This is a genomic window from Nitrososphaera viennensis EN76 (assembly GCF_000698785.1).
GTDB classification, from domain to species: Archaea; Thermoproteota; Nitrososphaeria; order Nitrososphaerales; family Nitrososphaeraceae; genus Nitrososphaera; species Nitrososphaera viennensis.
On the sequence record NZ_CP007536.1, the window covers coordinates 889,298 to 916,282 of the forward strand.

Here is a 26,985-nt window from a genome sequence, read left to right on the forward strand (position 1 = left end):
AATGGGCTTACGCGCGTTCTTTGCGTGTTCCGGGACTGCAATGGTGCGTCCATGGCAACGGTGCCGATGGCTATCCACCAACAAAAACCGGTTGCTTTGAACAATCCGGTTCAAGTGCGTTGGGCTGTTGGTGATGGCAGGCTGAACACCTCGCCGAAGCTTGGTGCTTACACCTCCATCCCATCAACGCCATCTTCTATGGCCGCCCTTCTCCTTACGGAAGGCTGTCTTTTCTCGGGAAAGGCTTCGTCCTTAGATGCTTTCAGGACTTATCCTAAGAAGCTTAGCTGCTCAGCATGCCCTGTCGGACAGCTGATAAACCAGAGGCTTCGCCGCCCTGTTCCTCTCGTACTAGGGGCGACTTCCCCTCAGACAACCACGCCCCTGTCAGGCAGAGACCGACCTGTCTCACGACGGTCTAAACCCAGCTCACGTTCCCCTTTAATGGGCGAGCAGCCCCACCCTTGGCTCCTGCTGCAGAACCAGGATGGGAAGAGCCGACATCGAGGTACCAAACCGCGGGGTCGATGGGAGCTCTCGCCCGCGACGAGCCTGTTATCCCTAGGGTAACTTTTCTGTCACCACCGGCCCCCAATAGTGGGGACACGATGGATCGCTAAGCCCGGCTTTCGCCTCTGGATTCCGTATCATTGGGAATTCAGTCAGACTGGCTTTTGGCTTTGCCCTCACCGGCGGAGTTCTGTCCCGCCTGAGCCAATCTTTGGGCCCCCTCGATACATTTTCAAGGGGGTGCCGCCCCAGCCGAACTGCCCACCTGCCGATGTCCCCGTGAGAACGGGTTAGCGATACGGTAATGAAAGGCTGGTGTTACAACGGCGCCTCCACCAATCCCGGAGGACTGGCTTCGATGGCTCCCAGCTACGCTCTGCATCCACAACCATACCGCAACAACAGGCTGCAGTAAAGCTCCACAGGGTCTTCTCTCCCCGACAGAGGTTCGTGGACTGTTCGTCCACGTTAAGTGGCTTCACCGGGCTGCAGGCGGGGACAGCGGGGCCCTCGTTGTTCCATTCATGCACGTCGGAACTTACCCGACAAGGCATTTGGCTACCTTAAGAGAGTCAGAGTTACTCCCGGCGTTTAGCGGCCCTTAGCCCAATTGAACTCAGGTTTTAGGTACCGCCACTGGCCAGGATACAGAGGCCGTACTCATCCTTTCGGACTAGCGACCACCTGTGTTTTTATTAAACAGTCGGGACCCCCTGGTCACTGCGACCTGAAGCTCCTGCTCCTCGCAAAAGCCTCAGGCACTCCTTATACCATAGGTACGGAGCTAGATTGCCGAGTTCCCTCGCCTTACGGTATACCCGAAAGACCTTAGATTTCTCATCCAGGGCACCAGTGTCGGTTCTCGGTACGGTCATGAAGCAATCTCCCTTGCCATGCTTTCAATGTCTCCTGGAATCAAGCGAACCCGCCTTGCGGCAGGCCATTCACCACTCGTCTGGGATCTCGCCATTACGGCACTCCCCCAAACTCGAAAGCTTGGACAGAACGACGGTTCTGCTCGCCTTATCCTGAAGCGACATGGTAGGTCATAACGACGCCTCATGGCATTGGAATATTAACCAATTTCCCATTCGGGCAACTCTGTTGAGGTTGCTCTTAGGACCGGCTAACTCCCGGCTGATGACGCATTGCCGGGAAACCCTTGCCCTTGCGGTCGCCGAGATTCTCACCCGGCTATGCTGTTACTGCCACCAGGATCTGCAATAGTTAGTTCGGTCCACTGGACTTCACAGCCCAGCTTCGACCCAAACACTACGCCCACCTACCGCGCGCCGGCCTCGCCGGCGGCCTAAAGTATCGGTAGTCTGCTTTAGCCCCGTCCATTTTCAGGGCTTCCGAGCTCGGCAGGTGAGCTGTTACGCACTCTTTGAAGGATGGCTGCTTCTGAGCCTACCTCCCTGCTGTCTTTGCTCGAAAACACCTTTTTGTTTGACACTTAGCAGACATTTGGGGACCTTAACTTTAGTCTGGGTTGTCCCCCTTTCGGTTATGAGGCTTACCCCACATAAACCCGCTTCCCGACTTCTACGGCGCCCGTACATTCGGAGTTCGAATGGGCGGCGAGCCCTTTCGAGCCCTTACCGTCCGATCGGTGCTCTACAATACAAGCAACCTCCATCGAGACAAGACTGCGATCTACTTCGGTGGGAACTAGCGATCACCGGACTAGATTGGTTTTTGACCCCTAATCCCAGTTCTGGGGACCGATTTGCACGTCAGGACCCTTGCGGACCTCCAGGGGGCTTTCGCCCCCCTTCGTCCTGACCAGGACTAGATCGTCCGGTTTCTAGCCTTACTGCCATGACTCAAGACCCTTTCGGATCCTCTGCCTCGCCAAAGCTGCGCAGATTTGGTTTCCCTTCGCCTTCCCCTCGTCAGGTTAGGCTCGCCATGACAGCAATCTCCCTGGCCCGTGTTTCTAGACGGAACGTACGACCCTGGAAGGCTTCAGTCCCTTGCGGAACCTCCACCTGACTCCTTTTGAGCCGTACACGTCTGTAACCGGTTGATTTCAGACACTTTTCACCCCCCTTCCGGGGTACTTTTCAACTTTCCCTCACGGTACTAGTGTGCTATCGGTCTTGGTGAATATTTAGCCTTGGATGCTACTTTCACCCATAGTCACTGGCCACTGCCAAGGCCAGTTACTCTCGCTATGGCAGAATCCAGTTCCCCATTGCATACGGGGGTATCACCCTCTTCGCCGGCACGTTCCAGAGCACTTTTGCTCAGAGAACTGCGTCCAACGCCATAGCACACCACATCCCTACCACGTTACCGTGGCAGGTTCAGTTTGGGCTCTTCCGTTTTCGCTCGCCGCTACTAGCGGAATCTCGATTGATTTCTCCTCCTCGTCCTACTCAGATGCTTCACTTCGGACGGTTCGCCCTCCCAAGCTGAAAGCAAGGGAGTGTAAAGAGAGACCTCATTCGGAAATCCCGGGATCAACGGTCGCATGCACCTACCCCGGGCTTATCGCAGCTTGCCACGTCCTTCATCACTTACCAAGCCGAGTCATCCTTCAACCGGCGTCTTTGCACTTGTACACCGGCCAACACTATTGCAGCCCCGGAAACTCTACGCGAACGTTTGTTTCCGTAAAGCCACTTCGTTACATTTCCTCTATCGTTTTCGTGGCGTGTTTCTGTTTCCTGTGCACGACGGTCATTGCAGGCAGCGCCTGCTGCGTCCTTCGCCCCATGCTCACGCATGGAGTTGCATATTTTTTGCATAGGTCGCACGTGTAGTTCCCAGACAACAACGATCCTTTACACTCAAGTCGTCCGGCCGAAATCTAAGGAGGTGATCCAGCCGCAGGTTCCCCTACGACTACCTTGTTACGACTTCTCCCCCGTTGCTGACCCCAGGTTCGATAGCGCCAATTAGGCGCCACCTCGCCAAGAACCAGCTTCGGTGAAGCGACGGGCGGTGTGTGCAAGGAGCAGGGACGTATTCACCGCGCGATAGTGACACGCGGTTACTAGGGATTCCAGATTCATGAGGGCGAGTTTCAGCCCTCAATCATAACTGAGGTAAGGTTTGTGGGATTGCCTCCTCCTTTCGGAATCGGAGCCCGTTGTCCTTACCATTGCAGCCCGCGTGTGGCCCGAGGGTTTCGGGGCATACTGACCTGCCGTAGCCCCCTCCTTCCTCCGCCTCAGCGGCGGCGGTCCCTCTAATTAGCCCTTCTAGTCCTGAGACCAGCAGTAGCAACTAGAGGCAGGGATCTTGCTCGTTACCTGACTTAACAGGACACCTCACGGCACGAGCTGGCGACGGCCATGCACCTCCTCTCAGCTTGTCTGGTAAAGTCTTCAGCTTGACCTTCACTCTGCTGTCGCCCCCGGTAAGATTTCCGGCGTTGACTCCAATTGAACCGCAGGCTTCACCCCTTGTGGTGCTCCCCCGCCAATTCCTTTAAGTTTCAGTCTTGCGACCGTACTCCCCAGGCGGCAGACTTAACGGCTTCCCTGCGGCACTGGGTTGGCCCAAAGCCAACCCATCACCGAGTCTGCATCGTTTACAGCTGGGACTACCCGGGTATCTAATCCGGTTTGCTCCCCCAGCTTTCATCCCTCACCGTCGAGCGCGTTCTGGCAAGCCGCCTTCGCCACTGGTGGTCTTCAGTGGATCAGAGGATTTTACCCCTACCCACTGAGTACCGCTTGCCTCTCCCGCCTCCTAGCCCTGTAGTATCCTCCGCAGCCCATCTGTTGAGCAGGTGGATTTAACGGAAGACTTGCAGAACCGGCTACGGATGCTTTAGGCCCAATAATCGTCCCGACCACTCGGGGTGCTGGTATTACCGCGGCGGCTGACACCAGACTTGCCCACCCCTTATTCTGCACCATTTTTAGAGGTGCCAAAAGACGTCCTTAACGGACGTCACTCAGAGTAACCCTGTCAAGCTTTCGCCTATTGCAGAGGTTTCGCGCCTGCTGCGCCCCATAGGGCCTGGGCCCTTGTCTCAGTGCCCATCTCCGGGCTCCTCCTCTCAGAGCCCGTACCGGTTACAGGTTTGGTGGGCCATTACCTCACCAACAGCCTGATCGGCCGCAGTCCAATCCAGGGGCCATGTAGGTTTCAGCCATGATCCATTCCAGAAATCATGGCCTATCGCGGTTTATCCTCAGTTTCCCGAGGTTATCCACGTCCCCTGGGCATGTTGACTACGTGTTACTGAGCCGTATGCCACGCATTGCTGCGTTAACTCGCATGGCTTAGTCCCACTCTGATAGCAGTCGGGTCCGGCAGGATCAACCGGAGTCAATCCATTTTTGTTGTTTTTTCTCGTTAATGAGAGTACGGCCGGACAACTTGGTAATTGTGCGGATCGCTATTGTCGTTACGGGTTTGCACGTGTGACCTATGTCGGAAACGATGTTGACATCGAATCCCCATGATATGAGCGCAACTGGAGGTCAGTGAATCACAAAATGGCTCATTACCAACATCATCACTGACGCCGCCTTGATGTTACGTTCGTTCATTTCCTTTACAAGGCACCGATATAAATCTTTCAGAACGAGCGTAGACCGTGAGAAGACACATCACTACCGGCCACTGCAAGCGTCCGATTTAGTGCTGGCTAAAGCTTGTACAAACTTGCTAATAAAGTCTATGCCTGATTTCTACAGGTGAAACAATAGTTCTCGTTGATCGTGTACTTTGATGCCAAGTAATTCAAGATTTTATCATTTCGGATGATTTTCATAGAAATTTTCTCTCACCTAAAAATCGCTACAAAGTCTAAATAGAGTGCAAGAGAAGTTGCAAACACACACACATGCACGATGATCATTCTCATGCTAACAGCGGCAGTAAACCAAACAAGCTTGTACAAGAGACCAGCCCGTACCTATTGCAGCATGCCTACAACCCTGTCGAGTGGTACGCGTGGGGGGAAGAAGCTTTAGAGCGCGCAAAGAAGGAGGACAAGCCCATCTTTCTGAGCGTCGGCTACAGCGCGTGCCACTGGTGCCACGTGATGGCCCACGAGTCGTTTGAGGATGAGGAGACTGCCAAGATAATGAACGAACATTTCATCAACATCAAGGTCGACAGGGAGGAGCGCCCGGACATTGACGATATTTACCAGCGCGTGTGCCAGCTTGCGACGGGCACGGGCGGCTGGCCGCTCTCGGTCTTTTTGACACCAAACCAAAAGCCGTTCTACGTCGGGACATATTTCCCAAAAGAAGGCAGGCAGTACAACCTGCCAGGCTTCAAGACCATCCTGCAGCAGCTGGCAGTGGCCTACAAGAGTAAAAAGAACGAGGTAGAAATGGCAAGTGCCGAGTTCATGGACGCGCTGTCGCAGACGGCACGCGATGTCGCCACCCTGCCCGCGGGTGAGGCAGCCAAGGCAGACATCGAGCGCTCGATACTGGACGAGGCGGCCATGGGACTGCTGCAGATGGGCGACACGATTTATGGCGGGTTTGGCCAGGCGCCCAAGTTCCCAAACGCGTCGAACCTGCTTTTCCTCTTGCGCTACTACGACATTTCCGGCATCAACCGCTTTCGCGATTTTGTAGTGTTCACGGCAGACAAGATGGCGCAGGGAGGCATACACGACCAGCTTGGCGGAGGCTTCGCGCGCTACTCGACTGACCAGAAATGGCTCGTCCCGCACTTTGAAAAGATGCTGTACGACAACGCGCTCCTTGCGCAGCTGTATGCCGAGCTGTTCCAGATAACCAAGGACGGGCAGCACCTTGCCGTCCTGAGAAAGACGCTTGACTTTGTCATCCGCGAGATGACCCACCCGGAGGGCGGGTTCTACTCGGCACAGGACGCCGACTCGGAAGGCGAAGAGGGCAAGTTCTACCTGTGGACCAAAAAAGAGATCCGGGAAATCCTGCAGGACCAGCAGCTTGCAATCGACGCGTTTTGCGAGCGCTATGGTGTAACTGAGGGAGGCAACTTTGAGTTCAAGAACATACTCAACGTCAGGTCGTCTGTCGCAAGCATTGCGCAGAGGTATGGCAGGACGCCGGACGAGATAACAAGGATAATCGAGGATTCATCTGCCAGGCTGTTTGCAGCCCGCGAAAAGCGCGTCAGGCCGGGCAGGGACGAAAAGGTCCTGACTTCGTGGAACGGCCTGATGATATCAGGTTTTGCAAAGGGCTATGCAGTCACTGGTGACGCGCGGTACCTCGACGCGGCCAAAAGCGCGGTCAGGTTCATCGAAAGCAGGCTTGTGTCGTCGTCAGAGGAGGGCAGGCTGATGCGCACATTCAAGGATGGCCAGTCAAAGCTGAACGCGTACCTTGACGACTATGCATTTTACGTGTCAGGGCTTTTGGACCTGTTCGCGGTCGATTCCAGGCCAGAGTATCTGGAAAAGGCGGCAAGATACACGGAATTCATGGTCAAGCACTTTTGGGACGACAAAGAGGGCAACTTGTTCTTTACCTCTGACGACCACGAGCAGCTGATCGTGCGCACCAAGAGCTTTTACGACCTCGCAATCCCGTCTGGCAACTCTGTTGCAGCGTCAAACCTCCTCAGGCTGTACCACTACACGCAGAACAACGGCTACCTCGACAAGGCGATCCGCATAATGAAGTCAGGGGCGAGGCCGGCCGCGGAAAACCCGTTTGGCTTTGGGCAGCTTTTGATTGCGATATACCTGTACGTGAAAAAGCCGGTCGAAGTGACCGTCATCGGCAAGGGCGGCAGCATGTCAGGGTGGCTAAAGGGACAGTTCCTGCCTGACGGCATCACCGCGTTTGTGTCAGAGGAAAAGGACCTGCCGGCCCTGCAGAAATACACGTTCTTCCAGGGCAGGAACGCCGAAAAGGGCGAGACGGCGTTTGTGTGCAGGAACTTTACTTGTTCGCTGCCGATAACGACCGAAAAAGAGCTGGCGCGCCAGCTTGGCAGGCGCTAGGCCCTGCTGATGTCGATGGTGACCCTTTCGCCCACCTTTGGGCTCCCTATCTTTTCATAGCGCCTCTTGGGCATCGTTATCTGGATCACCGTCTGCGAGTACGACCTGACGACCGTCTGTGGCTGGGCGCGAAGTATCGCCTCCAGCACGGGTTTTATCTGCTCCTTGACTTCCTTGTCCATCACGGCGCGGTCGATGGCCTCGATCATCATCTGCTGCTGCGACACTGCCTCCAGCTCGACGTCCTCGGATAGTGCAAGCGTGACGTTTGCGCCGGTGTCGGTCATCTGGGTTATCTTGAACCTGGCTGAATCGTCCATGTCCCGTAGATAGAGAGGGAGCCACTACTAAATCAATCTTTGAACATCTCTTCCTGCTCGATGTCGCGCTCCTTCCACGACAGGTACACCATGATTCCCGCGCTTATCGTGAACACCACGATATTTACGATAATGATGTCAATTCCGACGCGCTGGTTGAGGCCGTACAGCCGGACAAACGCGTACGCCACTGCCCCGACCATGGCCGCTATGCAGGCATAGATGCCGTAGCGCAGCCGCTGCCTCTTGTTCATGAGCAGACTTGGAGAAACGTGTGTATAACTTTTAACAGCCAGCAATTTGCAGGTCCTGTAGCATGACAACATTCTTGTCAACAGTAGGTCTTGCGACCAAGGTAACAACATACTTTTCAAGCTGCCAAGTCAAAAAGCTCGTGACGGCGGCCAATTATAGGCAAAAATCATGTCTATTGTGAACATGAATATGTTATAGTTCTCTTATATCTAGCAATTTATCAGACACGAACTCAAGCGTGTCTGAGCAAGTATGATAGCTAGGCCACCCTTGCTCTGCAAAGCCAAAATGCGGGGCAGGGGCATATTTTTTTACCACAAATCTACAACGTGGCAAAATTTGTGCCAGCCTGCACGTTGTTTCGCAGAAATAACCCGCCCGATCGACCAAAATCAGTTAGAAGGCTATCATAGCTAGATTGTTCCATAACATTCTGTCAGGCGCGCGCCCTAACGCGCCTGAACGTCAAATGCCCCCTGTTGGCGCCCTCGCCGCTTGCTGTTTCAGCGGCGAGGGTGTTTTGTCAAGATAAATTGCCGCGCGAGGTTCTCATAAACGCAGAACAGGATAGCCCTGGCGACAGTCGCCAGAGGCCGCCTAACTGCCTCAAATTCTAGCGCGCATAACTTTTAACGGCACGCGCACGTAGCAAATATGCAGATGCAGCTGGTCAAAAAATTCGAGATAAAATCAAGAGACAAGATTGTTGACTTTCTAAACGGCCAGCCGGTGGGCAGGGTGGCCTCCATAGACAAGCACGGCTACCCCCAGGTGATCCCGATGAACTTTGTGTGGGCGGAAGGCGCGGTGTACATGCACTCGCACCCGATGGGCGAAAAGCTGGAGAACATGCTGCGCAACCCCAAGGTCGGCTTTGAGGTTGACCAGCACGTGTGCTTTTTGCCGTCGTACTATTTCCATCCGACCGACGCGTCGCAGGCTGACACGCTCTACATTTCAGTGGTGATAAAGGGCAGGGCAGTTCTTGTCAGCGACGGCGAAGAGAAGGCAAGGGCGCTCAACGCGCTTATGGAGAAGTACCAGAAGGAAGGGAGGTACGAACCCCTTGCTGCAGAAATGCCGGTGGTGCACGAAGTTGCCATAATCAAGGTAATCCCCGACGATATGCGCGGCAAGTACAAGATAGGACAGCACTGGTCGCGGCCCTACCGGCTAAAGATGGCGCAGAACATAATCGAGCGCGAGGGGCTTGAAAATGCAAAACCCATACTGGCGATAATGGGCATCGAGGTCAAAAACGGCGCGCCGGAGGTAGCAAGCGAGCCGGAGATGTGAGAAATCATGCCCTGCAGCGTGCACACTGATTTTTTCGACGACTCTTGCGAGGCTTGCAGGCAAGAGTACCTGGAGATGAAGGGCGCCGGGGAAGAAGAAGGGGAGCGCGCCGAAAAAGGAAAAAAGAAGTACAGAGAGTTCACCGAGGAGCGCGCAAAGAAATTGTTGGAGGAGGTCATGCTGCAGTACCTAAAGTCGGGGTCAACTGACCTTGAGGCGGTGGAAAAAGCCAAGGCCGTCGTGCGCAAGCAGTGCGCCATACGAGGGATGCCGTACTGGCCCTGGCTCTAGGCCGGGATCTTTTTCTTTCTGGCGCCGGGGAAGATCATCTGCCCGACGTCCTTGTACATCTTTAGAAACTGCCTGCCCTTTTCCGTTGTGTAGTACTCTTTTTCCTCGGCCACATAGTCAAGGAGCCCGCCGTCCTGCAAAAGCTCAAGGTATTCTTTTAGCTGCGGGAACGACAGGAATGCCTTGTACATTATCCTCGTCTTTATTGCGCCGCCCTGTGCTATTTCTAGTATTGCGGCAGCTATGTCCATCCTGCTACGATACTTCACGCCAGTTTTTTGTAATCATCAGTTAAATGTTTGCTCTAGGCGAACCCTAGAAAAGAGTCCTGTACGCCTACTCCACATCTATCTTTTGTACGCGGCCAGAGGTACGTGATTCCTGCTCGTCGAGCTTTTTCAGCTCTGAAAGCAGGAACTGGCGGTACCTGCCGCGCTCCTCCTTTGACAGGACGTCAGCGTGCGAGCCTATTGCAGTGCCTATCGTGATGACGCGGTCTACAAGGTCGGTCGCGACTGCCGCGCCGATGGTCCCAACGCGGAGCATCGCGTCCAGCTGCCTGTGCACGATGCCGTTTAGAGTTTCAAGGTCGTTGATGATCGCAAGCCCCTTTGAGGTTATTGAATACCTGCCGTCGTCGTTTTCGGACACGAGCCCGTCGTCAAGGAGCCTGCCAAGTAGCGGATAGATGAGGCCTGGCGACGGCTTCCAGCGCCCTTCCGTCTGCGCTATCGCCTTGTCGATTATCTCTTTTCCGGTCATCGGCTTTTCCTTCAGGAGGGTCAGGATATAGTGGCGGGAAAATCCCCTCGGTATAGAGCTTCCAACGCGTGCGAGCCATTCGCTTATCATATTATATCACTAGTAATATCGCCAGTGATATATCAAGATATCGCTAGTGATAGTTCTGGCAACTTGAAGGTTTTGCATAGCATATTCTCTTACAGTTTGCAAATACACCTGATCTCGACCATAAGCTCGGGGAAAGCTAGACGCTGGACTTGCACAATGGTGCTTGCTAGCACAGGGTTGCCAGAAAAGACCTCCTGTCGGCACTTAACCCTTGCAGCAAAGGCTGCATCCATGTCTGTCACGAAGAGTATCTCATCTACGATGCTGTCCATTGTTGCTCCGTACTGCGCAAGCACCTTCTCGACGTTCGCGTAGGCTTGGCGCATCTGCAATTCCATATTTTGCAGACCGACGATATTGCCCTTGTCATCGTGGCTCACCTGCCCGGAGACATAGATGGTATTGTCAACTTTGACTGCTTGAGAGTAGCCATACTCTTTCTCCCAAGACATACCAAGGGACTTGGCCTCTTTACTAATTGCCATTGCCTTAGAGTTACACGTTCGAAAAAATAAATCCCACCGCATCATGTTCTATGATTTATCGTCAGTCTCTCAAGCTCACAATGTCCCGCCAGTTACCAGCCTGTCAAATGTCCCGTCAAGTTACAAGAACTCTGGTGGTAGTGCTGCTTCAAACGCACGAGATTTTCAAAAACGCTTCAGGTTGGGAGATAATATTGTATCGAGAACGTTGAAAGTTGTTTATGGCCAAATGAAAATGACATACGTACATTCATTCTTCATTGCATCCTTTTGGCTCATGATAACAAAGACTTTTGGAAAGTTTGCTAGCAGAATAATTCCAGAATCTATAGGCAATGAATGCAGAATATGAAAAGCGATCTAAAATCTTATAAAAATGATACATTTGCCTATTGATGGCCAACATGAGAAATTATCCCACTATCACTGTTTCACCAAAATCAAAGCCAATTCAGAGCATCAAAAAAATTGTCGCCGAACATTTAGGCACAGAAAACGCACGGCTAAGGTTCAATCGGGTTAATGACTTTATGGACAACGTCGTTGGTTTTGACACTTCTTTTTCATGCAGGCACATTTTGCTTGTGTATGAAGAAATAGAGTCAGCCAGACAAATCGAAATGCGATATCTAAAAAGCCGATTGCAGAAAGGGGAAACTTGCATGTGTCTAGCACACAGCGACAATACGGAAGAAGGTCATGGTACTGAGAGTAACATGATGCGAGCTGAAATGATAGACAGTGGAATTGATATTGACAATTTGGAAAAGACAGGTCAACTTGCAATAATAACAGTGCCAAATTCAGGGTCCCTCAAAATATTGGATGGCAACCCGAAATCTGTTAATGCAATGTACCTTGAATTGGTAGAAAAAATGTTTGGAGGCAAGAAGCCTCCTTTTGGAGGCTTTGGGCTTGTCGCCTCAGAACATGACTTGAGAAAACCGGAAGGTTTAGCCATGCAACTTCAATTAGAGCGATTAGGCAAGAAGGGATTTGAGAATTTTGTTGGAACTTGGATATGTCCGTATGTTGTTGACGACTTGTACGAAAGTCTTGATAAGGAATGGATGCGAGAGCTACTCCTTTGTCACGATGCAGTCATCTGTGTAAGAAGAGACTTTAGCGCTATTGCTTTGAATCTAGTGCCTTCCAATTCCACCTCTTTTTCAAGCGGGACTATACGCACCGCGCTATACAAGCTCGAACCGTCTTTGGGCAGAGCTACCATTGAGGCAATACAACAAGATATGGAGAATTATGGAATGCCGCTTGATGATGACCATGTACTGTACACGATTGCAGACATTGAACTTGCGATGAGAAGGATATTTGGAGCAGAGGGCGGCGTATTGATAATGGAGCGACTCAGGAGAATTTTAATTTCCTAAAAGTTCTGTTGATAAATAAGCCACGTCACTCAGAACTACTCATGTTTGATAAAGATCGAGTTGAGTTATGACAGTAGCTCTATCGCCGTACCTTGACAGCATTGCATTTCGCACATGGGCGACTAATGATTCTGGGCTTGCGGCTTTCATCCGTCACAATGCCATTGTGCTCAAGATTGTTTTCTTGAGCGTGGCGGGCATTAATACTGGGGTACGCACCCCAAGTATTAGCACCCTCTTTTTAGCGGGCCCAGAGGGACTCGAACCCTTTGGCCTGCAAAATTACTTCTTTTAACTTCGTACGTGCATGATGTTGCCGCAAATGAAAGACGAGAAACCGAAAGAGCAAAAGTACATACTTAGTAGTGCCCTGAAATTCGTTTTCGCGTTTTATGCACAGCCGTGCTCATTTTATGCATTTATGCACGCTCAAAATCCGGCCTTATGCACCCCGCGTTTTCGTGGAATATATTCCAGCCCACGCTCAAAATATTCCAGTTGTGGAATACTATTCCAGCTTGGGACGTACGGGCAACGCAATTATTTCAGGATTCGCTCTTGTTCTGACAATTTTACAATTGTAAACTGCCGTTGCTATATACGCATAATTCCCTAGTTGCCTCGATGCAGGAACGTCATAATGTACACGCGCACCATCACGGTGGCGGCAGCCTGAGGTGGGCAACTGCCAAGCACGCGCTCAGGTGCCTGATAGGATGCAACATAGGCGAAGGCACCGGGGCTGCGATAGGCTTTCTTCTTGGCTGGGACATGGCTTTGACTCTTGCGCTGGCCGTCGGGCTTGCGTTTGCAGTCGGGTATGCCTTTACCATGATACCCATGCTCAGGACGATGCCTTGGAAGCAGGCCGCAAAAGTCACAGTCATTGGCGACACTGCAAGCATCTCAGCGATGGAAGTCACCGAGAACCTGCTTGCCTTCATGATACCGGGCTTTATGATGGCCACACTCGCCGACGCGATATTCTGGCTCGGACTGGGGATAATACTGCCAGCAGGTTTTGCGGTATCCTATCCTGCCATGTACTGGGCCATGAAGCGCGAACAGCAAAAGAAAGGAGGGTCGATGCAGCAGGCACATCAGCATAACCACCACTGACTTTTTAATTACAAGACAGGCACGCTGCTTCCTTTCCTTTTTTATCAGGTTTGCAGCATGCGCAAAACAGCGGTTGATGTACTCGTATGCCATAGCAGCAATTTTATAGAAAAAAATGTGTTTTATTAATCAACAACGCTTGTTACAAGGCAGACACAGACACGATTTTTTGCACGCGTTGATGGGAAATTCAGGCCAGAGCAAAGCCGTCTAAACGGGGTTTGAGCATCGTTTATGGTGACTGCACACAATAGTAGCGCTGTCGATGCTTGAACAAATACTCTTGGTGGTGTTGGGATTCGCGCCGACACTCGCCGCCTTACAAGCGGCAGACAAGATGATAGCGAGCAAGGAAAACAACAACGACAAGCCGTTAGTAGCGGAGGCATAGAGGGAGAGAAAAAAATGTCGTCGGGCAAGTACTTTAACAAGGGCGTCAAGGCGCTTGATTCTCCGCACGTCGGCCACGTAGTCCGCGAGGCAGACAACGCAATCGTCGTTTTCGGCGAAGGCGGCGACAGGTACGACATACCCAAGTCAGAGGTCAGGTTTACAGCGGCAAACGTGCTGGTCGACCTGCCCTTTTCAGAGATAGTGAAAAGGTACAAGGTGAGCAGGGACGCGCCCCTGCCGGCAAGCATGCAGGCCCACGAGGAGGCCGCCGGCGACGTCGGCCTTGCGGCGTACGAGAAAAAGTACCCCAAGTCGCTCTTTAACAAGGGAGTGAGGTCTCAGGACGAGGAGCACATAGGCCACGTCATGAAAGAGATGGACGGGATGATAATAGTCTGGGGCCACCGCGACTGGCGCTTTGACATACCCAAGTCAAAAATAGTCGCCGTAGGAAGAAACGTCATCGTCGGCCTTGACTACAAGGACATCTTCCAGTACAAGGTGGACAGGGACGCGCCGATTCCGGCAGAAGAAGAAGCAACAGAAAAGTAGCTTTTTTTCTTTCTTTCTTTCTTCCTACTCTGCTTTTTGCTCGGCCACCGTAGCCGGCTCGGGCGGGTCCTTGCGGTACGCCGACTTTAGCCATATCGGCGTGATTATCGTGGTCGCGGCGACCATGATGATTATCGCGGTGTAGATGTTGCCGGTGAGCGCGCCGGAGGACACGCCGACCCCTGCCACGATGAGCCCGACTTCGCCCCGCGATATCATGCCTATTCCCACCTTCATAGACTTGTTGCGGTTTTTCAGAAACAGCATGGCAGGCAGGCCGCATCCAGCCATCTTTGATCCTATTGCCACCGCTATCATAGCGCCTGCGATAAGCATCACCTCCGCGTTTACGCCCCTGAGGTCAACCTGCGCGCCAATGATCGCAAAAAACAGTGGCGCAAAAATGATCTGCAGCTTGTCGACGTACTCTTCTATCCTGTGGATTACTCGCGTGCTTGCGATGGCCATGCCCACGGCAAAGGCGCCCACGATTGGCGACAGGCCAACGAACGCGGCGATGCCGGCGGCTGCAAAGAACGCGGCCGTGGCGATACCCTCAATGCTCCCCCTGGACTTCCACAGCCTTTCAACGTGCAAGAGCCGCGGTATCAGGAAAATCGCGCCCACAAGTAGGGCAGCAAATATTCCGAGGATCTTTAGTATCAGAAACACAATCTCGGTTATCTCTGGCGCAGTGTTGCCAGTCTGCACCATCGTAGTCACCACGGAAAGCACGGCTATGGCAAGTATGTCGTCGACTATGGCCGCGCCAAGTATCAGCCGGGCCTCCCTTGCCCGCATCCGGCCAAGCTCCGTCAGCACCTGGACAGAGATTGCGATGCTGGTGGCGGTGAGCGCAGTAGCAATAAGCATCGACTCTAGCGCGGCAAGGCCAAACTGCAGGAACACAAAGTAGCCGAGGAAGAACGGCACCACGACGCCTATCGCGCCCACGGTAAAAGCAGACGCGCCACCCCTCAGAAATTCCCTCGGCGTTATCTCTAAGCCTGCGATGAACAGTATGACGACTGCAGACATTTCGCCAATAGTCCTCACAGTCTCGTCAAGGTCCACAAGCGGCCTGTCCTGGAACATGACAAGCCCGCCAAGTGCAAACGGCCCCACGATGATGCCTGCCACGAGCTCGCCGAGCACGAACGGCAACTTTATGCGCGCAAACAGCTCGGCAAATATCTTGGCCGCAAAGAGCAGTATGCCAAGCGAGATCATGACGTGCAGAAACGCGGCTTCGACTGCCAAGCTGGATAACCGCGTTAAAGTAACGTGCGGGTGATAAAAAACTAGCTTCTTCTTCCGGCATGCGCCGACTTCAACGCCTCGGTCAGCTGGAAAAAGATCGGGTTTGCGCTCACGTCTACAAGGTTAAGCGTGCCATTTTCCTTTACTATCTGCCGCTCAAACTTGTCCTTCTTTGCAAATACCACCGATGAATAATGGATCGTCCCTTTCAGTTTTTCCCGGACCACGCTTTCAGTGTCCGGGAACGTCGCGTGCTGGAACACGAGGCCGTTGCACCAGTTCATCGACGCGATCCCGCCTCCTGCGGCGCGCGACTGCGAGAGCACGATGCGCACGAGGTCCTCGAAGTCATACTCTATCACCTCGTGCACTATTAGCTTTTTCCACGGCTCGATAGAGATTTCCAAGCTGCATGCAATCCGCGTGCGCTTGTGCGTAATAACCCTAACTGTACAGGGCGCGCCAGAACATTACCGCGGCGACCGCAACCAGAACGAGCCCTATCATGAGCTTGAGCGTCCGCTCGCCAAACCTGCCTGTGTATTTTGCTCCGATAAAGCCTCCTGCCATAGCAGTCGCGCCCATCACGCCGAGCACCTCATAGTCCACCTCGCCGTTCAGGATGTGGCCGATGAGGCCTGCCGCGCCCATTGCGGCAGACGCGGCAAGGTTCGTGCCGACTGCAACCCTTGGCTCCATCTTTAGCGCGTTTATCATGGCAGGAAGCCTGATGCTCCCAAGCACGAGTCCCACGAGCCCTCCAAGAAAGCCCACTCCCAGGCCTATTGCAGATTCAAGGGCAAGGTTTGGGCGCGGGTTTTCCGCACTCTTTTGACCCAGGCTCTTGATGAGCGAAAACGCCTCGTACGACACTATTGCGCCAACAAGCAACAACAGCCCCTGCGCTGGCACGACGTGTGTAAATCGCGACCCGATAAACGCGCCTGCCGCGCCCGTTACTGCCATCACTACAAACACGCGCCGGTGCAAGTTGTTTTGCCGCATGTGCCGGATTGCGGCCGCCAGGGCGCCAAGCGCGCTTATCCCGATGTTGGTTCCTGCCGCCACGCTTGCAGAAGCCTCGGCCCCAAAGATCAGTGGAAAGCGCACCACGCCCAGGACTAGCCCGACTAGCCCGCCTACAAAGCCGATGGCAAGCCCGAGCGCGGCAAGGACGGCAAGCGTAAATGGGTCGACGGCCACGCAAGCACAACCAGCCTGCGGGGCGGATTAATGTTTGCGACAGAGATCGTTTAGACCGTGCCGCCTTATTCCCACTTCCACGCCTTGCCCGCAGTGTTGCCCTCTGCGTCCGTGTCAAACTCAAACACCGCGGTGGCGTTGTTGAGCGGGGCAAATTTGCCAGTCGACTGCGTCTGGAAGTACAGGCATCCCCTCCACGACATGCCGCCATTGGCATCCTGCCTGCCCACGCCAAAGCCCTTCCATGTCGCCATCTCGCCTCCCTTTGTCATCAACACGCCGTTTCCCTCGCCGTACAATGCGCCTCCGGGCTTCGGAATGCTCACAAAGGTGCCCATCTCCATAGCCTCCACGCCCATTACCAGGCCACTTTCGGAAAATGACGTCTCGATCTGCAGCGGGTCTGAAGAAAGCACCCTCTGCCCAGTAATCTTGCCTTTCCCGTCTGAAATCTGTTTGCCTAACATGGGAGCAGGACAGAGTGTACAAATGATTTAAGATTACACCCAATTCCTGCCAGGATTCTTACCAGATCTTCTACATAGTTAGCTTTATTTCCAACGTCCATCTTTCCATACGTTCAGGCTATGGCATTAGCCTTGGCACAGGCCTAGACCGCCCCTTTTGCAGAAGAGGTGCTGATAATGCCTACCAGAAATAGAGCGGGGATATAATGGTGGGCACAAGAGAAAAATGAAAGGAATAGAGTTTGCGTTGCTTGCAGCAGGCGCGGTCGCCGGCGCGTTCCTGCGCTACAGGATGGCCGAGTCGCCGGTGGTGCTTGGCACGCTCCCGGTAAACGTGCTGATAATCAACATCGCAGGCAGCTTTATTCTGGGCGTGTTTTCAATACTTGCGGCGGTGTGGAACCTCGACTCTCGCTACTCGCTCTTGGTGGCAATCGGCTTTTGCGGCTCGCTTACCACCATGTCGTCGTTTGCGCTAGAGACAAACAACCTGCTTGAGAACAAACAGCTTGGCCTAGTCGCCCTCAACATTGCGGCCAACGTCGGGCTGTCCATAGGCGCGGTGATTGGAGGCAGGTCCGTTGCAAGCGTGCTACTAAGAGGAGGTCTGGACTAATGGTTGCAAGAAAGATGGTCGCGCTCGTGATAAGGATAAAGAAAAACGACAGCTTTGAGGGCAAGCGACTGGAAAGGGTTCTTTTAGATTTTTTCATAAGGTCCGGGATTGACGGCGCCACGGTCTGGACAGGCGTCAACGGTTTTGGCAAGCGTGGCAGGTCAAAAGTGCAGATAGAGGGGATCACGGTCAACATGCCGCTTCTAATAGAAGTAGTCGACGAGAGGAAAAAGATAGAGCCGCTGCTCATAGAAATAAAGAGGATGGTGGACGACAACGGCCTTGTCACCCTCCACGACGTCGACGTGCTGTAGTATATGCACGTACACGCTAAGTATAATAGGCTACTTTAGACATTAACCACAACCACTTTTTGGACAAGTCTGCGGTTTTCAACGAGGCTAGGAAGGCGGCATGGGTCTCCATATGGACGCTGATAGCAATAGGCATCGCCGAAGTCCTGCTCTCATTTTTCACAAGTAGCCTCACGCTCTTTGCCGACGGCCTTGACTCGCTTGCAGACGCGCTTGTCTCGTTTGTCGTCTGGTTTGGCATACGGATGATCCACCGGCCAAAGAGCAGGCTGTTTCCCTTTGGCTACACCAAGATAGAGAGTTTCGCAGCTTTCGTTGCTGCAGTCATCATCCTGTTCCTTGGCGGCTTTATAGTATACAATGCATACCAGCATTTCCTCCATCCCGAGCCGGTCGGCAACTACCCCGTCACGATGGCGGCCCTTGCAGGTGCCGGTGCGGTGTCGCTCCACAGAGCGTTCAAGGTGCGAAGCGTCGCCAAAAAGTACGACCTCATATCGCTCAACCTCGACGCCAAGAACTCAATAAAGGACGGCACCGCCTCGTTCGTGGGCCTTACAAGCGTCATTGCGGCGTTCTTTGGCATCCCCTACATGGACGCAATCGGCAGCATCATGATAGCTGGGTATATCTTTTACATGGCGTTTACCGCGCTGAAAGAGTCGACACTCGTGCTTGTCGACGCCGTCAAGAACCCCGAGATGCAGGCCGAGATGATCCTCCACATAGAGAGGAAATTCAATGTAAAGGTGGAAAAGATACTCCTCCGGCCCGCAGGTCAGGAATTCTACGCGCAGGTGCACGTGGAGCTTGACAAGAACATGAGCCTTGACAAGGCAAACGAGCTGATGGCCAAAATACGCGCATCGGTAATGTCAGAGTTTGAGACAGAGGACACCGTGGTAATTCCAAAGCCGGTCTAGGACGTGGATGAGTATTTTCTAGAAATTATATTAAATTGCTATTAACTATGATCATAAAATCATATTACCAAGAAATAGCATGATTATTATAACGACCTTGAAGAAAAAGCAGAAATATTAAAGTCACGTATAAAGGGCATGTTGCCACAGTCGTCATCCGTAAAAGGGGCAATGAAAAACGGGGCAAAGTACGGCGCGATTGCAGGGTTGATAGCAACGTGGTCGATCTCGACAGCGATAGCGGCGTCGGAGCTGGAACTTGGCCTCCCGATAGGGGCGTTTTACGCAGTGATGGGCGTAAGCCTTGGCGCAGGCGATTTTGGCTCTGCCGCGTACTTGGGCTTTGGCCTGCACCTGCTGACGGGTGCGCTGCTTGGCGCAATCATTGGGCTCGTCATGTGCAGGTTTGCCATGATGAAATTCCTGAACCCGTACAGGGCAGTTGTTGCAGGCATTGGTGCAGGAGTCGTGGTGTGGCTCGTGCTGTTCCTTCCCGTGACTGCGCTTTTGGTCCAGCCCTCGATGGCCAGGATAAGCTTTTTGCTTGCCGAGAGCATGCCGCTGCAGAGCGCGGCGCTTGGCAACGCGAACCAGTTTGTGTGGGGAATTGCATTGAGCGCCATCGCGTTCCACCTCGTGTGGGGCGCAATATTTGGCTACGTGGCAAGCGCGTTTCTGCGCATCAGGGCGTTTCGCATGACTCACCCGGAGAAGGGGATGATGCAGTAGTAATGACTGTACGGGACAGCAGGCATGTCTCGCTGCAGAAAAGCCGCGGCCTTGCGGTGGCCGGCGCAGGAGCCGCGTCGGGCCTCATAGGCTCGCTTGCAGTCTCGGCGCTGATACTGCTCGGAGAGAGGGTTGCGGGGCTGCCGGTGGGCACGTTTTACCTGATGCTTGTTTCTGCAGTGTCGCAGGCGCAGGACTATAACACGTACGCGATAGTGCAGGGCCTGCTTTTGCACATGCTTGCCGGCACGGCAATCGGGCTTGCGGTTTCGGCGCCGTTTGCAATTTCGAAAAAAGCGTACGCGTCGCTTGGCAGGCTTGCCCCGGCGTACGGCCTTGGGGCAGGCGCGCTAGTCTGGGCCGCGCTGTTTTTGCCAGTCACGTACGGGACCATGATGCCGCTCCTGCAGTCGCTTGACGGCCAGTCGGTCGTCAGCCAGCGCGCGCCTATCGGAACCCTGTTCAGCATCGCAGTTTCAGACATGCTTGCAATGATAGACAGGATCATCTATACCGCGCTTGCGTTTAACATGCTCTTTGGGCTTGTCACGCTGGTGCTCACAAGGGCTTTTTCAGAGGCGGCAATCGGCAGGTAATTTTATAAAGCCAACCAAGTCTTTCTCCGCACATGGTCCAGAGGCGCATCCTGAAGAACCAGAGAAGGGTGGGCGAAGCAGTCATGATCGTATCCGGAGTCGGAGTTGGCATCCTGGGCCTTGCGCTCAGCGTCCCGCAGATCTCGTTTGGCGGCCTCTGCATAATCGGTCTGGGCATATTCTCGATATTCTGGAGATGACATAGCCGCACATGCGCAAGAATAACAAGAACGTCCTCATTGCAGTCATTGCGGCTGGCCTCATAGTTGCGGCAGGCGCCGGCGCGTTCTTTGCAACCACTTTTGCGCAAAAGCCGCAGAGCGACGAGGAGTTTGTCAGGATGGTATTTCAGAAAATGCAGTCGCCCACAATCGCGGCCGCCCCAGTGCTTGGAAACGCAAACGCCCCGGTGACGATTGTGGAGTTTGGCGACTATTTGTGCACGTTCTGCCACAGGTTCCACGAGGACACCAAGGACAAGCTCGTAGCAGACTATGTCGAAACAGGCAAGGCCAGGTTCGTCTTCAAGGACTTTCCGATAAACGACCACCTCGATGGCGGCTCGTCTCTTGGCGCGCAGGCGTCGTACTGCGCAGCCGACCAGGGCAAGTTCTGGGAGTTCCATGATTTCATGTACAACAACTGGGGAGGCGAAAGGGCAGGATGGATAACCAAGGAGAACATGGTCGACTTTGCCCAGAAGGTGGGTGTTTCCAACGTTGACCAGTTCAAGTCATGCCTCGACTCTGGCAAATACGCAGGCGTTGTCAGGGACAACTATAACCTGGCCAAGACCGTCGGGCTGAACGCGACTCCCAGCTTTGTCATAATCCCGGCAAACGGCCAACCTGAGCCCATCATAGGCGCACAGCCCTACAGGGTATTCCAAGAGACGCTGGACAAGTACACTACTACTAGCGGCTGACCACGTACCGATTGCCCGTGAGCGAGAACAGGGTTTCCGAGACTTCCTTCAATAGCGCGTCGACCTCGGCGTTTGTCCCCGCCACCTGCTTCTTTAGCTGGTCAAGCCACTGCCGCTCCCTTGCAAGGCCTTCCTCATGCTGGGCAATAATCATCTCGGCGTCTCTTGCGCGCTGGACTGCATCGTGAATTTTTCCCTGGCGCAGAACCGCAATCTCGGCTGAGATCGAGGCCGCGTCCTTTTGCAGCTGCGGAAGCGACGACTGGATAGATGCAAGGTGCTGGAGCACCCTGTCCGAATCCTTTAGTGGTATCTGGCCAGAGGCAACTGACTTGTAGACCTCCGCAAGGAGCTCCGAGTAGGAAGACATGTCATCGTGCTGCTGTTGCTTGCCAAGTACAGACCACGGCTCCTCAGACAGCACGCGCAGGCGCCTCTCCGTCTCTTTTGACACGCCGTACGAGTATTTTGACAGCGCCTTTGAAACGTGCGAGAACATCTCTGCAACCTGCGCGTTAAACTGCTCCTGTTTTTTCTCGGCCTGCGCGAGTTTTTCCGCGGCGGCCTTGGCCTCTGCAAACTCGGAGGAGCCCGCAAGCGCCGCAAGCTCTTCCTTCAGCCTTGCAAGGTCGGATTCAAGCGCAGAAATGCGCTCCTGCGTTGCCTGCGCGGCCTGCTCGTCTGCCTTTGCAGACGAGATCTTTTGCATGATAGTGTTGAGCGTGTTTGCGCACCTTACCGCCGGCGCGCGCTCTTGCTCAAATGTGGATATGGCCGCCTTGACATCCTTTAGCAGGTCTTCAAGGTCGCCAAGCTCGCTCTTCATGCTTGAAGCATGCTTTTTGAGGAAATAGTTGAGCATCTTGCTGTGCGAGCCGGTGACCTCGCCAAAGCGGTGTATCATCGACTCCATCCTCTCCTTGAACTTTTTTGCGTCCCCGAGGGTCTCCACCTGCGGCAGTTCAGATGACGCCTCGCGCCTCAGCGCGGACACCACCATTCTTTTGGTGTTTTCGATGTTGGAGCCAAACCTCTTTTCAAGCTCTTCAAGTTTCAGCTTTTCCTTTTCCATCCCGTCGGCGATGGACGCAAGTGACGCAAGCGAGCGCGCGGCAGAATCCCTCGCCGGCGCAAGCCGGGCCGAAAGCGACTGCACGCGGGCAGACTCGATGCTGTCAAGAAGCGACTGCACGTCCTGTATCGAGAGTGTGCCTGCCTGCGGCATGTCCGGCGCGACTGGGGCCGGCACGCTTTTTTCGGCCTCTTTCTTTTTGAATAACCCAAAAGGCACGAGAATCTCTGACGCATCATGAGCAAAAAACTGTTGCGGATCTGGGGAAAGGCTTAATGCGCAGTTTAAGGTAATCGTCTCATGGCCGAGGGGCCTGCCGCTCCAAAGCACTCTGTACTTGCTGGCGCCAAGGCGTGGTTTGCGCGCCACGAGCAGACCCTTTTGATAGTAAACTGCGTCAGCATCGCGCTCCTGTTCCTGCTCCACATATTCGGCTCGACAGTCCCCGTGTTTGCGCCGGCGCTTGGAACCCTTGTCAACGTCTTTGCAATAGTGCTCGTGTCCTTCATCTTTGCAAGCGTGGTGTGGAAGGGCGTGGTGCCGGCGGTGATATGCATGCTTGGAATCGTGCTCATGCACAACGCGATCATACTGCCGTACTACCCGCCTGCAGACCCGACGTTTCCCGACTTTATGATCAGGGGCCAAGACTATGTGAGGAGCTCCGCGCAGGTGTCTGCGCAGGTCGCCTCGACCATGCACTTTTTCCTCGGCCTTGGCATGGTGGCCTTTGCCATCACCCTGGCGTACAGGCCCGGCTTTCTTTTCACGAGGAACCGCCCGCGGCCGGAAGAAGAGGACGACCCATGGTCAAAGTACCCGGTATGGTACGACAACATCAAGCTGGTAGGCGACCACAAGGAGCAGATGGTGGAGGCAAAGAGCCTCATGGAGGACGCGGATCGCTACCTGATATGGCGCTACGAGTACGTGCTTGCCTACATTTACGGCACTGCCCACCTTGTCAGGCCAAACGGGCTAGTACCCAAAAAGGACACGACATTTGTGAGGGACGAGGAGAGCGGCCTCCTGGTGGGCAAGGCCCGCTATACCGGCTACTTTACCTGATGATGATGTGGCGACTACTGCAGTAATGCAAAATTTTTAAAGGGTCACACACCCACCACCTCCCTGATGATTTCAAGCATCGTCGTATTCGTGCTGGCCTTTGCGGCGCTTGGCCTCTTGCTAGGCTACGCGGCCACATTTGACGTCCAGCCGCAGCACGAGCGCGCAATCATGGCAGACATTGGCTCAAGCAACAGCACTTCAATCACGCTCGGCGAGCAGGTAAGCGCGCAGGTGCAGCCCGCCGGCCAGTAACAGAGTACCGGTTTTGAGATTTAGCGCCAACGTTTTAACTGGCGGGCTCCAACGTTCTGTCATTGGATCCTGAAAGGCAGAGCGCGGCAGAGCAGTTGATATCGCAGGAGGTCGACGCCGTGGCCGCCAGTCCCGCAAGGGTAAAGGGCAACGGCTGCGCCGCATGCCACGTCCTTTTCACGCTTGTAGACAGGATGGGCTTGAGTGAAACCGACGCGGCGGATCTCTTGGCACAAGTCCTGACCGACAGGCCGGCCTTAAACGACCGCTTTATCGAGATGGTGGAAAACATACACATGAAGCAAAGGATGGCAGGGGTCGCATTTTCCATAAAGACGAGGGAGGCAAAGGACCGCTACATCGACTCGCAGTTCAAAAACGCGCTGGACGAGCTCCTGGCTGACGCTGCAAATTTCGGCGCGGAACTGGCCATGCGCAAGCTGGTCATGGCGCACATTTCACTGCAGATAGCCCAGAACCTAGGGATAGACTACCACGCCGCAACGGAAGAACTGTACTACTACATGAGAAAGCGCGACGAAGAAACGCATGACCAGTTGATGCAGCTTGCCAGGTCCATCATAGAGAGGGGCGCCAAGAAATGAAGAAGGATAATAGCGGACAGGCGTTCGACCTTGACGACCTGCTGGCAAGAATAGACAAGGACAGCTACTGGGTCGACTTCATAAAGGTGAGGCACCTTGAGGCCGGCGTTCTGCGGCTGTACCCGGGGGAGGAGGACACCCAGACCCCGCACGACGCAGACGAGCTGTATTTCGTAGCCGAGGGAAGCGGATTCATCAGCATGGGCAAGGAGAGCAAGGCGGTGAAGAAAGGCTCGGTGCTGTTCGTTCCTGCCCACATGCCGCATCACTTTTACGGCAACAAGGACACGCTCGTGGTGCTGTACATGTTTGCAGAATAATTTTACCTATATCTTCTCCATATTGGAGTATAAGACAAATGTACTATGTATCTTTTTGATTAGTATCTTTTGTGTTTATTATCTTCCGCGAGAGCTCAATTAGCGGATGCCACCTATGGTCGCGTTAATGTCAATAATCTTTATCATTAGTGTATTTACTTCTATTACTTCTTATCTTTCAATTTTCAAAGAAAAAAGGAGTATGAAGGATGGTTTAACAGCGCGGGTAGTTTGCCGCCATCCTTGACATACTCCAAGTTGCTGTTCCGCCAGATTTCAGTTCACCGGTCATTACTTCATTGGTTGCACTATACGGATAGGTATTGACTGTGCCCGTACACGATTGGTCTATCCTCACATTGTCGGGCCAGTTGAGTTGGGTACTTCCTCCATTTGTTGAGTATTTTGCAGTTGCCGATGGATTCGAGCCGAATTGTGGAGCCCAATTTACGCTTGAAATTTGCTTGTTTTCAAAGAACACGCTGGTGCTTGAGTCGCTAGTCTTGAATGTACCCGAGTTGACGGCAGGCCCGGTATAGCTGAACGCTACGGCAGTCCCTAGATTTATACCCGCTAATCGCCAGCCAGATGCGTCTCCCCTGATGTTGAATCGGTAATTGTTCCCGGGAGTATAGGTGAGCGCTGAAAATACAGGAGCGCATCCGGTGCTGGTGTCATCGTAGTTTATCTGTCCAGAGGTCTTCCAGTAAAATCCAATCTGTGCCCAGTAGTCAGTCGTCGCTTTTGCAGGATTGCAGGCGTTAGCGCCGCTTCCTCCGGTCATCAATGCATTAACTAGAAGCACGTTTCCCGTGGTCTGTACTCCACTACTGGTAAATGTGATAGCCGGTGAATCCATCTGAATGAAGTTAGGTGCAGTGCCTACTCCGGTGATATAGTCGATAGAAAATCCGTTAGGGTCTTCTCCATTAGCTGCTTTTTTGGCAGCAGCTTCTGGACTGAGGTTTTTCTCTTCTAGCGGGTTTACTTCAACTGTTTGTGTTTGCACCACTGCCCCCTTCTTCAAATCTATCACCACTGCCAGCTGAGTCTGGTTGGCAATATTGTAATGGACTGTGGGCATCCAATTTACTGGCTGCTCATCTATCTTGCCGATGTAGTCTGTGGCTAGGAACTGGTTAGGTCTATTCGCAATTATTTTCTGCACAGTTGCATTGGCGAGCGCGATCTCTTTTGCTTTCTAAAGGTCCATACTCGATATACGATCCGGCAGTACGCTTTGTAAGTACTCATCTGTCATCCACTCTGATTGCGGAACTTTTCTAGGCGCAAGGCTGCTGTTTTCAATTGTGGTCGTGTCGTTGGTCATTGCAGTGCTGTTTGGATTGGATTGGGCGGATGCAAGCACCATGCCCATAGCTATCAGGCCAGATAGAACTATGGCAGATGCTAGCATACCCAATTTTCGTGGCGTAACATTCTTCCATGACATTGTTCTAGCAGATTAGCGGTGAATATATAAGGTTATATCCAAACATGGAGAATTACATAAAATGTTACTATCTAAAGCTAAAAATTCAATATCTTCTATAAAATGGGCATAAATGAATTTCCGAAGTAAAGGCTAGCAGAATCTAGCAAAATCCAAGTTTCCTTCAATAATTAAAAAATTGTTATTGCTCAAGCTAGGTTACTGCGCTTGATACTCTTACTGCTTCAGGATTCTCCCCATATTCAATTACATGCACGAATCTGGTTTCAGCCTGATAATCCGCATAGCTGACTACAACTCTATACTCGCCTGCAGGGATTCCCAAGAAGTCGTCCATCTCCACGCGGTAAGTATATTTTCCATCAGCTAAGACACCAACTGCTTTCTGCTGATATAAAGTGCCATCTGGATAATATACTCGGCTTAGGATTGACTCTCCTTCTTTTAGTATTGATCTTGAGATAGTTCCAGAAACAATGACTGCTTCATTATTTGTGTAAACATCTGTTCCACGGTCTGTATTCGCTGTCAACAATTGCTGGTGGTTATCATTACTCTCAGATATTGCTATCGAGTTTGTTGCTTTCGCCGTACTTGCTGCCGCATTATACACTAATGATGGTGTCATCATTACTGTTGTTGCCATCAGCAACATCAAAATAATGAAACCTCCATCGTTATTTTTGTTTGTACGATTTGCAGTCATAGGTTATCTTTGCCTGTGCTCTTTGCACAGTTTGTTCATAATATTTATCGTTTTATCGGAACTCCAATATTCGATTCAAAAGCTGGCGAG

At 53.1% G+C, this 26,985-nt stretch carries 29 protein-coding genes, 2 rRNA genes and 1 riboswitch; of the genes, 17 read left to right on the forward strand and 14 right to left on the reverse strand.

What is annotated here, in order from left to right; genetic code table 11:
* Positions 1 to 107: 107 nt before the first annotated feature.
* Both NVIE_RS05090 and NVIE_RS05095 read right to left on the reverse strand, forming a co-directional pair.
* Positions 108 to 3,078 (reverse strand): 23S ribosomal RNA (locus tag NVIE_RS05090).
* A gap of 250 nt (positions 3,079 to 3,328) precedes the next feature.
* Positions 3,329 to 4,798 (reverse strand): 16S ribosomal RNA (locus NVIE_RS05095).
* The 16S and 23S rRNA genes sit together here, the layout of an rRNA operon.
* Before the next feature lie 519 nt (positions 4,799 to 5,317).
* On the opposite strand from NVIE_RS05095, the gene NVIE_RS05100 reads away from it, so the two are divergent.
* Positions 5,318 to 7,429: a thioredoxin domain-containing protein gene (locus NVIE_RS05100; protein WP_075054321.1), complete on the forward strand. Its 2,112-nt coding sequence runs from the start codon at positions 5,318 to 5,320 to the stop codon at positions 7,427 to 7,429.
* On the opposite strand, the gene NVIE_RS05105 is transcribed toward NVIE_RS05100, so the two are convergent.
* Both NVIE_RS05105 and NVIE_RS05110 read right to left on the reverse strand, forming a co-directional pair.
* Positions 7,426 to 7,749 (reverse strand): hypothetical protein, encoded by a 324-nt coding sequence (locus NVIE_RS05105; protein WP_075054322.1) that lies wholly within the window; start codon positions 7,747 to 7,749, stop codon positions 7,426 to 7,428. The genes NVIE_RS05100 and NVIE_RS05105 overlap by 4 nt on opposite strands.
* 32 nt (positions 7,750 to 7,781) lie before the next feature.
* Entirely contained in the window at positions 7,782 to 8,003 is a 222-nt protein-coding gene (locus tag NVIE_RS05110) for a hypothetical protein (RefSeq protein ID WP_075054323.1), read from the reverse strand.
* A gap of 661 nt (positions 8,004 to 8,664) precedes the next feature.
* Between NVIE_RS05110 and NVIE_RS05115 the strand changes: the two genes are divergently transcribed.
* On the forward strand, positions 8,665 to 9,300 hold the full coding sequence (locus NVIE_RS05115) for a pyridoxamine 5'-phosphate oxidase family protein (protein ID WP_075056005.1): 636 nt from the start codon (positions 8,665 to 8,667) through the stop codon (positions 9,298 to 9,300).
* A gap of 6 nt (positions 9,301 to 9,306) precedes the next feature.
* Entirely contained in the window at positions 9,307 to 9,591 is a 285-nt protein-coding gene (locus NVIE_RS05120; RefSeq protein WP_075054324.1) for a hypothetical protein, read from the forward strand.
* Here the strand turns inward: NVIE_RS05120 and NVIE_RS05125 are convergent.
* From NVIE_RS05125 to NVIE_RS05135, 3 genes are all read right to left on the reverse strand, one after another.
* Entirely contained in the window at positions 9,588 to 9,860 is a 273-nt protein-coding gene (locus tag NVIE_RS05125; protein ID WP_075054325.1) for a winged helix-turn-helix domain-containing protein, read from the reverse strand. The genes NVIE_RS05120 and NVIE_RS05125 overlap by 4 nt on opposite strands.
* A gap of 67 nt (positions 9,861 to 9,927) precedes the next feature.
* Entirely contained in the window at positions 9,928 to 10,443 is a 516-nt protein-coding gene (locus tag NVIE_RS05130) for a PadR family transcriptional regulator (RefSeq protein WP_075054326.1), read from the reverse strand.
* An 89-nt stretch (positions 10,444 to 10,532) separates the two neighbouring features.
* Positions 10,533 to 10,928, reverse strand: coding sequence for a RidA family protein (locus tag NVIE_RS05135; protein WP_075056006.1), 396 nt, complete (start codon positions 10,926 to 10,928; stop codon positions 10,533 to 10,535).
* A 395-nt stretch (positions 10,929 to 11,323) separates the two neighbouring features.
* Here NVIE_RS05135 and NVIE_RS05140 point away from each other — a divergent pair, with 395 nt between their 5' ends.
* The 3 genes from NVIE_RS05140 to NVIE_RS05150 all read left to right on the forward strand — a co-directional run bounded on the left by NVIE_RS05140 (position 11,324) and on the right by NVIE_RS05150 (position 14,383).
* Positions 11,324 to 12,319: an MEDS domain-containing protein gene (locus NVIE_RS05140; protein ID WP_075054327.1), complete on the forward strand. Its 996-nt coding sequence runs from the start codon at positions 11,324 to 11,326 to the stop codon at positions 12,317 to 12,319.
* 624 nt (positions 12,320 to 12,943) lie between these two features.
* Positions 12,944 to 13,438, forward strand: coding sequence for a DUF4396 domain-containing protein (locus NVIE_RS05145; protein WP_075054328.1), 495 nt, complete (start codon positions 12,944 to 12,946; stop codon positions 13,436 to 13,438).
* A gap of 405 nt (positions 13,439 to 13,843) precedes the next feature.
* The gene (locus NVIE_RS05150) at positions 13,844 to 14,383 is read left to right on the forward strand and encodes a hypothetical protein (RefSeq protein WP_075054329.1); all 540 of its coding nucleotides are present in this window, start codon (positions 13,844 to 13,846) and stop codon (positions 14,381 to 14,383) included.
* A 24-nt stretch (positions 14,384 to 14,407) separates the two neighbouring features.
* On the opposite strand, the gene NVIE_RS05155 is transcribed toward NVIE_RS05150, so the two are convergent.
* From NVIE_RS05155 to NVIE_RS05170, 4 genes are all read right to left on the reverse strand, one after another.
* Positions 14,408 to 15,643 carry a cation:proton antiporter gene (locus tag NVIE_RS05155; RefSeq protein WP_075054330.1) on the reverse strand — a complete coding sequence of 412 codons (1,236 nt, stop codon included), beginning with the start codon at positions 15,641 to 15,643 and terminating at the stop codon, positions 14,408 to 14,410.
* A 41-nt stretch (positions 15,644 to 15,684) separates the two neighbouring features.
* Positions 15,685 to 16,050 (reverse strand): hypothetical protein, encoded by a 366-nt coding sequence (locus NVIE_RS05160; protein WP_075054331.1) that lies wholly within the window; start codon positions 16,048 to 16,050, stop codon positions 15,685 to 15,687.
* Between the two features lie 37 nt (positions 16,051 to 16,087).
* Positions 16,088 to 16,846: a sulfite exporter TauE/SafE family protein gene (locus NVIE_RS05165; RefSeq protein WP_075054332.1), complete on the reverse strand. Its 759-nt coding sequence runs from the start codon at positions 16,844 to 16,846 to the stop codon at positions 16,088 to 16,090.
* 65 nt (positions 16,847 to 16,911) lie between these two features.
* Positions 16,912 to 17,313, reverse strand: a complete 402-nt coding sequence (locus NVIE_RS05170; protein WP_075054333.1) for a hypothetical protein — start codon at positions 17,311 to 17,313, stop codon at positions 16,912 to 16,914.
* Positions 17,314 to 17,420: 107 nt separating this feature from the next.
* Positions 17,421 to 17,504: riboswitch (Fluoride riboswitch) on the forward strand.
* Positions 17,505 to 17,539: 35 nt separating this feature from the next.
* On the opposite strand from NVIE_RS05170, the gene crcB reads away from it, so the two are divergent.
* From crcB to NVIE_RS05200, 7 genes are all read left to right on the forward strand, one after another.
* A complete protein-coding gene (crcB, locus tag NVIE_RS05175) occupies positions 17,540 to 17,929 on the forward strand; it encodes a fluoride efflux transporter CrcB (protein WP_075054334.1) in 390 nt (129 codons plus the stop codon).
* Positions 17,929 to 18,243 carry a DUF190 domain-containing protein gene (locus NVIE_RS05180; protein WP_075054335.1) on the forward strand — a complete coding sequence of 105 codons (315 nt, stop codon included), beginning with the start codon at positions 17,929 to 17,931 and terminating at the stop codon, positions 18,241 to 18,243. The genes crcB and NVIE_RS05180 overlap by 1 nt, the downstream gene beginning before the upstream one ends.
* Positions 18,244 to 18,302: 59 nt before the next feature.
* A complete protein-coding gene (locus NVIE_RS05185; protein ID WP_075054336.1) occupies positions 18,303 to 19,166 on the forward strand; it encodes a cation diffusion facilitator family transporter in 864 nt (287 codons plus the stop codon).
* A 138-nt stretch (positions 19,167 to 19,304) separates the two neighbouring features.
* Positions 19,305 to 19,895, forward strand: coding sequence for a hypothetical protein (locus tag NVIE_RS05190; RefSeq protein ID WP_158435103.1), 591 nt, complete (start codon positions 19,305 to 19,307; stop codon positions 19,893 to 19,895).
* A 2-nt stretch (positions 19,896 to 19,897) separates the two neighbouring features.
* Positions 19,898 to 20,491: a hypothetical protein gene (locus NVIE_RS05195; RefSeq protein WP_075054338.1), complete on the forward strand. Its 594-nt coding sequence runs from the start codon at positions 19,898 to 19,900 to the stop codon at positions 20,489 to 20,491.
* A 32-nt stretch (positions 20,492 to 20,523) separates the two neighbouring features.
* Positions 20,524 to 20,691, forward strand: a complete 168-nt coding sequence (locus NVIE_RS15300) for a hypothetical protein (RefSeq protein WP_158435104.1) — start codon at positions 20,524 to 20,526, stop codon at positions 20,689 to 20,691.
* An 11-nt stretch (positions 20,692 to 20,702) separates the two neighbouring features.
* Positions 20,703 to 21,416 (forward strand): DsbA family protein, encoded by a 714-nt coding sequence (locus NVIE_RS05200; RefSeq protein WP_075054339.1) that lies wholly within the window; start codon positions 20,703 to 20,705, stop codon positions 21,414 to 21,416.
* On the opposite strand, the gene NVIE_RS05205 is transcribed toward NVIE_RS05200, so the two are convergent.
* The gene (locus NVIE_RS05205; protein WP_075054340.1) at positions 21,406 to 22,707 is read right to left on the reverse strand and encodes a coiled-coil domain-containing protein; all 1,302 of its coding nucleotides are present in this window, start codon (positions 22,705 to 22,707) and stop codon (positions 21,406 to 21,408) included. The two genes, NVIE_RS05200 and NVIE_RS05205, sit on opposite strands and share 11 nt — an antisense overlap.
* 81 nt (positions 22,708 to 22,788) lie before the next feature.
* Here NVIE_RS05205 and NVIE_RS05210 point away from each other — a divergent pair, with 81 nt between their 5' ends.
* The 4 genes from NVIE_RS05210 (at position 22,789) to NVIE_RS05225 (ending at position 24,736) form a co-directional block, all read left to right on the forward strand.
* Complete coding sequence (locus tag NVIE_RS05210; RefSeq protein WP_075054341.1) at positions 22,789 to 23,556, forward strand: hypothetical protein; 768 nt, start codon at positions 22,789 to 22,791, stop codon at positions 23,554 to 23,556.
* 66 nt (positions 23,557 to 23,622) lie between these two features.
* Positions 23,623 to 23,811, forward strand: coding sequence for a hypothetical protein (locus NVIE_RS05215; RefSeq protein ID WP_075054342.1), 189 nt, complete (start codon positions 23,623 to 23,625; stop codon positions 23,809 to 23,811).
* Between the two features lie 62 nt (positions 23,812 to 23,873).
* The gene (locus NVIE_RS05220; protein ID WP_075054343.1) at positions 23,874 to 24,416 is read left to right on the forward strand and encodes a hypothetical protein; all 543 of its coding nucleotides are present in this window, start codon (positions 23,874 to 23,876) and stop codon (positions 24,414 to 24,416) included.
* Positions 24,413 to 24,736 carry a cupin domain-containing protein gene (locus NVIE_RS05225; RefSeq protein ID WP_075054344.1) on the forward strand — a complete coding sequence of 108 codons (324 nt, stop codon included), beginning with the start codon at positions 24,413 to 24,415 and terminating at the stop codon, positions 24,734 to 24,736. Before NVIE_RS05220 ends, NVIE_RS05225 begins: the two co-directional genes overlap by 4 nt.
* Positions 24,737 to 24,950: 214 nt before the next feature.
* On the opposite strand, the gene NVIE_RS05230 is transcribed toward NVIE_RS05225, so the two are convergent.
* Together NVIE_RS05230 and NVIE_RS05235 are read right to left on the reverse strand one after the other, a co-directional pair.
* Entirely contained in the window at positions 24,951 to 25,904 is a 954-nt protein-coding gene (locus NVIE_RS05230) for a hypothetical protein (RefSeq protein ID WP_075054345.1), read from the reverse strand.
* Between the two features lie 478 nt (positions 25,905 to 26,382).
* Positions 26,383 to 26,844 (reverse strand): hypothetical protein, encoded by a 462-nt coding sequence (locus NVIE_RS05235; protein WP_158435105.1) that lies wholly within the window; start codon positions 26,842 to 26,844, stop codon positions 26,383 to 26,385.
* Positions 26,845 to 26,985 lie beyond the last annotated feature (141 nt).